Source organism: Intrasporangium sp. (genome assembly GCF_039812505.1).
In the GTDB taxonomy this organism is placed as follows: domain Bacteria; phylum Actinomycetota; class Actinomycetes; order Actinomycetales; family Dermatophilaceae; genus Intrasporangium_A.
Genome location: NZ_JBDIAQ010000248.1, coordinates 1 through 3,134, shown reverse-complemented (window position 1 = coordinate 3,134; position 3,134 = coordinate 1). Strand labels below are relative to the sequence as shown.

The following is a 3,134-nucleotide window of genomic DNA, read 5'->3' as shown; positions in this document are numbered from 1 at the left end:
GCTGCGAGCGCGCAGAGGGCTCCGCCGGCCCACCAGGCGTAGGTGTAGGAGCCGAAGGTGTCGCGGATGATCCCGGCACCGAGGGCGGCGGTGGCCGCTCCGATCTGGTGTGCGGTGAACACCCAGCCGAACACGATGGTGCCGCGCTCGCCGAAGATCTCCTGGCACAGTGCGGCGGTGGGGGGCACGGTGGCGACCCAGTCGAGGCCGTAGATGACGATGAACAGCACCATGCTGGGGTGGACGGTGGCCGCGAGCAGCTGCGGCAGCAGGAGCAGGCCGGCCCCGCGGAAGACGTAGTAGAGGACCAGCAGTCTGCGTGGGTCGAACTTGTCGGTGAGCCAGCCGGAGGCGATGGTCCCGGCGATGTCGAAGATGCCGACGACCGCGAGCAGGCCGGCTGCAGTCGTGGCCGGCATGCCGTGGTCGTGCGCCGAAGGGATGAAGTGGATGCCGATCAGCCCGTTCGTGGTGGCGCCGCAGACTGCGAACGCGCTCGCCAGGGCCCAGAACGACCGGCTGCGTGATGCGAACGCCAGGCTCTCCAGGGCACGCCGCGCGGCGCCGCCCGCGGCCCGGGCGGGCGCGGTGTACGAGGCGTCCGCGCCGTACGGGAGCGCCCCGCGGTCTTCCGGGTGGTCGCGGATCACCAGCCACACCACGGGGGCCACGGCCAGCGCGGCCGCCGCGATCACCAGCGAGGCCGGTCGCCAGCCGACGCTGTCGGCAAGATGGGCGACCACGGGCAGGAAGATGAGCTGCCCGGTTGCCGAGCCGGCCGTCAGGACCCCCATCACCAGCCCGCGGCGCCGGTAGAACCATCGGTTCGAGATGATGGCGGCGAACACGAGCGCCATCGAGCCGGTGCCCAGCCCGATCAGGACGCCCCAGAAGACCAGCAGCTGCCACGAGGCGGTCATGAAGACGCTGCCCCCGGCGCCGATCGCTACCACGCTCAACGCGGTAGCGACGACCTGCCGTACCCCGAACCGGTCCATCAGCGCGGCCGCGAACGGCGCGGTCAGGCCGTAGAGCAACAGGTTGACACCGACGGCCAGGGAGATCACGCTCGTCGACCAGCCGAACTCGTCCTGCAGCGGAACCATGAGCGCCCCGGGCGCCGCGCGGAATCCGGCTGCCCCGATCAGGGCCAGGAACGCGACCGCCGCGACGATCCAGGCAGGGTGCAGCCGCGCGGGGGCGACGTGTTCAGGTCGGATGGGGTGGGTCATTGGGTTCGCCTTCTCGAAGGTCCGTGTGGCCGGTGCCGTGCGTCAGCCGGGTATGCGTGCGCCCTTGGCGAGACGATCCTCGGCCTGCTGCGGACCGTGTGGGGCGATACGGGCGAGGTCGTGACCCGTCTGGTCAGGCGTCGGCGAGCACGCCGGCCGGGACGAGCGTGTCGCGGGCGTTCTTCCACGGCTTGACCCAGGTCATCTGGTCCGGGACGAGCACCTGCCCACAGGCGCTGCACGTCTGGCCCTGGGTCGTCTCGTTGCCGCACGCGTCATGGACCATCGCCATGTGGCCCCCGCCCGGCGGCATACGCGTGTGTCGTTCCCCCCAGACGGCCAGCTGCTGAAGGATCGGCAACAGCTCGGCGGCTGCCTCGGTCGCTGCGTAGCCCTGCCTGGTCCTCCCGCCCCGGTGGTAGTCGACGCGCACGAGCAGACCGGCATCGAGCATCGCGTGCAGGCGCCGGCTCAGCACGGCCTCGGAGATGCCCAGACTCTCGCGCAGCTCGTCGAAGCGCCCCTTGCCCTGCAGCACGTCGCGGACGATGAGCAGGACCCAGCCGTCGCCCAGCACATCCAGGGAACGGCGAATCGGGCAGAACTCGCCGGACCAGTCCGACCGCAGTGGCATCCTGTCCACCCTTCCTTGACTTTGACCCGTCGGGGCCTCACTCTATAACTCTCTTTAAGAAAGTCCAACCTCGAGAGGATCCCCAATGCCGCTGGTACACCTCGACATCCTTGCCTGCAGCGCCATACCTGACCGTGAGGCGATCGCGGGGGAGGTCTGCGACATCCTGGTCGCCGATGCCGGCGCCCCGGCCGACGACAATCTCGTGGTCAGTTCCGCACCCGAGCCGACGGCACTGGTGATGGACCGGCACTTCACGGTGCGCTCGACAATGGCGCAGCACGCCGAATGATGGCCGCCTCCACCACGGACCCGGCGTTCTACCGGAAGGTCGGGCCGGACGAGTTCGAGTCGACGCCGGCCACCGCGAGCCCATGGGATGAGCAGATGCAGCACGGCGGGCCACCGGCCGGGCTGCTGGCACGCGCGATCGAGCAGACCCGACCGGATCCCGACATGCCGATCGCCCGCCTGACCAGCGACATGCTCGGCCCCATCCCGCAAGGCCGCGTCCGCGTCACCGCCCGCGTCGTCCGGCCGGGCAGGCGCGTCGAGATGGTCGAAGCCTCGCTCTGGGCCGGGGGTCAACTCGCGGTGACCGCGACGGCCTGGCGCATCCGCGCCGAACGCGGCCGCTCGCCCGCTCGCACGCACCTGGCTGCGCCTCCCACCCTGCCGCCGGCCCAACCCCAGGTCTACTTCCCCGGAGTGAGCCGGACGTGGGGGTACGGACGAGCGGTGGAGTGGCGTTTCGTCGAGGGCTCCTATGCCGAGCCCGGGCCAGGCAGCGTCTGGGCCCGGGTCCGCATCCCGCTGGTCGAGGGCGAGGACACCTCGCCTATCCCGCGGCTGGCGATCGTCGTCGACTCGACCAACGGCATCTCCGGTGAGCTGCCGATCGCGGACTGGCTCTTCGTGCCGCCGACGCTGTCCCTGACGGTCCTCCGGCCCCCGGTGGGACCCTGGATCCACCTTGCCGCGCAGACGCACCTGTCCGGGATCGGCACCGGAGTCGCCCAGGCGAACGTGTCGGACCCCGACGGCCTGGTCGCCGTCGTCAGCCAGCCACTTCTCGTCGCGCCCAGGACCTGACGGTCCGGGTTCCACCCGCGGCGGCGAGCCGTAGGATGCCCGAGCCGGCCCGAGCCCGGAGGCGATCGACCTTGTGGGTTCGAAACTCGCCGCGCGAGAGCTGTTGGAACGCGCCGGTGTGCCGGTACTGCCGGGGCGCGACCTCACCGGCGTCGATGACGAGCAGGACGTGCTAC

Annotated in this window: 4 protein-coding genes; 2 read left to right on the top strand and 2 right to left on the bottom strand. The window is 71.0% G+C overall.

Going from position 1 to position 3,134, the window contains the following annotated elements:
• Together WMI84_RS17800 and WMI84_RS17795 are read right to left on the bottom strand one after the other, a co-directional pair.
• Positions 1-1,232: MFS transporter (locus tag WMI84_RS17800; protein WP_347355110.1), on the bottom strand; the 1,232-nt coding region annotated here is incomplete at its 3' end.
• Positions 1,233-1,365: 133 nt separating this feature from the next.
• On the bottom strand, positions 1,366-1,866 hold the full coding sequence (locus WMI84_RS17795) for a helix-turn-helix domain-containing protein (protein ID WP_347355109.1): 501 nt from the start codon (positions 1,864-1,866) through the stop codon (positions 1,366-1,368).
• 85 nt (positions 1,867-1,951) lie between these two features.
• Here WMI84_RS17795 and WMI84_RS17790 point away from each other — a divergent pair, with 85 nt between their 5' ends.
• Both WMI84_RS17790 and WMI84_RS17785 read left to right on the top strand, forming a co-directional pair.
• Positions 1,952-2,158: a hypothetical protein gene (locus tag WMI84_RS17790; protein ID WP_347355108.1), complete on the top strand. Its 207-nt coding sequence runs from the start codon at positions 1,952-1,954 to the stop codon at positions 2,156-2,158.
• The gene (locus tag WMI84_RS17785; protein ID WP_347355107.1) at positions 2,155-2,958 is read left to right on the top strand and encodes a thioesterase family protein; all 804 of its coding nucleotides are present in this window, start codon (positions 2,155-2,157) and stop codon (positions 2,956-2,958) included. Before WMI84_RS17790 ends, WMI84_RS17785 begins: the two co-directional genes overlap by 4 nt.
• Positions 2,959-3,134: the final 176 nt, after the last annotated feature.

Coding starts and splice junctions, on each gene's coding strand:
- WMI84_RS17795 (WP_347355109.1), bottom strand. CDS start 1,866: ATGCCACTGCGGTCGGACTGGTCCGGCGAGTTCTGCCCGATTCGCCGT.
- WMI84_RS17785 (WP_347355107.1), top strand. CDS start 2,155: ATGATGGCCGCCTCCACCACGGACCCGGCGTTCTACCGGAAGGTCGGG.
- WMI84_RS17790 (WP_347355108.1), top strand. CDS start 1,952: ATGCCGCTGGTACACCTCGACATCCTTGCCTGCAGCGCCATACCTGAC.